The sequence below is a fragment of the Limnohabitans sp. genome (assembly GCF_040401495.1).
Lineage (GTDB): Bacteria > Pseudomonadota > Gammaproteobacteria > Burkholderiales > Burkholderiaceae_C > Limnohabitans.
In genome coordinates this window covers 1-1,785 of sequence record NZ_JBBAOI010000054.1, presented here as the reverse complement: position 1 = coordinate 1,785, position 1,785 = coordinate 1, and the positions used below count along the sequence as shown (strand labels likewise).

The window sequence follows — 1,785 nt, the reverse complement described above, 5'->3', positions numbered from 1 at the left end:
ATGTCATCAAGACCATTCAAAAAGCGGTGCTGCGTTGGAGCGTCCATAGGGAAGCTCTCTTTGAAACCAGCGGAAGGAACTTCAACAGTGAGACGTTCCATGTCAACAGTGATTTCCGTTGTGGAATCAGCTTCGATGAGTTCCCACAGTTTCTCTACTGCTGCCTGAGGCAAGATGACTGGCGCGAGGCCATTCTTTGTGCAGTTGTTGCGAAAGATGTCAGAAAAACTTGGCGCAATAACTGCATCAAATCCGTATTGCTGAATAGCCCACACTGCATGTTCACGTGATGAGCCAACACCGAAGCTTGGACCAGCTACAAGAATCGTTGCACCTGAATACTTTTCATCGTTCAATACGAAACTGCGATCATCACGCCAAGTTGAGAACAAACCAGCTTCAAAGCCTGTGCGCTCGACGCGCTTTAGCCACTCTGCAGGAATGATTTGGTCGGTATCAACGTCGCTGCGCTTTAAGGGCACTGCACGACCGGTAACGATGTGTACTGATTTCATTTCAAATCTCCTGGGCTTGCGAAGTGTCCGGCAACAGCGGTTGCTGCAGCGACGGCGGGGGAGACAAGGTGTGTGCGACCACCACGACCTTGACGCCCTTCAAAGTTTCTGTTGCTTGTGCTGGCGGCGCGTTCGCCTGGTGCCAACTTGTCAGGGTTCATTGCGAGGCACATGCTGCATCCGGGTTCACGAAAGTCAACACCAGCTGCGATGAGGATTTTGTCGAGTCCCTCAGCAATTGCCTGGTTGCGCACGGCATGACTGCCGGGAACAACCATCGCGCGCTTCACCGTGACAGTGCGACCCTTGAATACGGCTGCTGCTGCACGGATGTCTTCGATGCGGCCATTGGTGCATGAACCAATGAACACGGTGTCAACAGGAACATCACGCATGTTCATGCCAGCGGTGAGCCCCATGTATTCGAGTGCGCGGCTAATTGTGTTTGCACTTGTCTCGTCTGGTGCATCTGCTGGCGATGGAATGATTCCGTTGATAGGAAGCACCTGAGCAGGGTTTGTTCCCCAACTGACATGTGGAGACAATGTGGCTGCATCGATTACGACTTCAACATCGAACTTTGCACCATCGTCTGTACGAAGGTTCTTCCATGCTGCAACTGCTGCATCCCAGTCGGCACCCTTTGGTGCATGCTCACGTCCTTTGAGGTATTCAAATGTGGTGTCGTCCGGTGCAATAAGGCCAGCCTTTGCGCCAGCTTCAATGCTCATGTTGCAGACCGTCATGCGGCCTTCCATGGAAAGTGCGCGAATTGCAGACCCGCGATATTCGATGACGTGGCCAATGCCGCCACCTGTTCCGATCTTTCCGATGATGGCAAGGATGATGTCTTTTGCTGTCACGCCATCTGGCACGTTGCCTTCAACAGTGATGGACATCCACTTCGGACGTGATTGCGGAAGTGTCTGTGTTGCAAGAACATGTTCCACTTCGCTGGTACCGATTCCGAATGCAAGTGCACCGAAGGCGCCATGAGTGGCTGTGTGACTGTCTCCGCAGACAATTGTCATGCCGGGAAGCGTGCGGCCTTGTTCTGGCCCGATGACGTGAACGATGCCCTGATTCGGGTCTCCCATAGGAAACAAAGTGAAACCATATTCAGCAGCGTTGTCGCGAAGGACTTGCACTTGCTTTGCTGAAATGGGATCTGCGATTGGCAAATGGATGTCGGCTGTAGGAACGTTGTGGTCCTCGGTTGCAATAGTCAGGTCAGGACGGCGCAATGGGCGACCAGTCAGACGTAAGCCAT

At 52.9% G+C, this 1,785-nt stretch carries 2 protein-coding genes; both read right to left on the bottom strand.

All coding sequences use genetic code 11. The features are described 5' to 3' along the window. Positions 1-515 (bottom strand): 3-isopropylmalate dehydratase small subunit (gene leuD, locus AC9UEO_RS13555; RefSeq protein WP_509534578.1); only part of this gene is annotated, 515 nt, incomplete at its 3' end. Further along, positions 512-1,785, bottom strand: a 1,274-nt coding sequence (leuC, locus tag AC9UEO_RS13550; protein ID WP_509534575.1) for a 3-isopropylmalate dehydratase large subunit, incomplete at its 5' end; no start/stop codon positions are given. The genes leuD and leuC, both read right to left, overlap by 4 nt.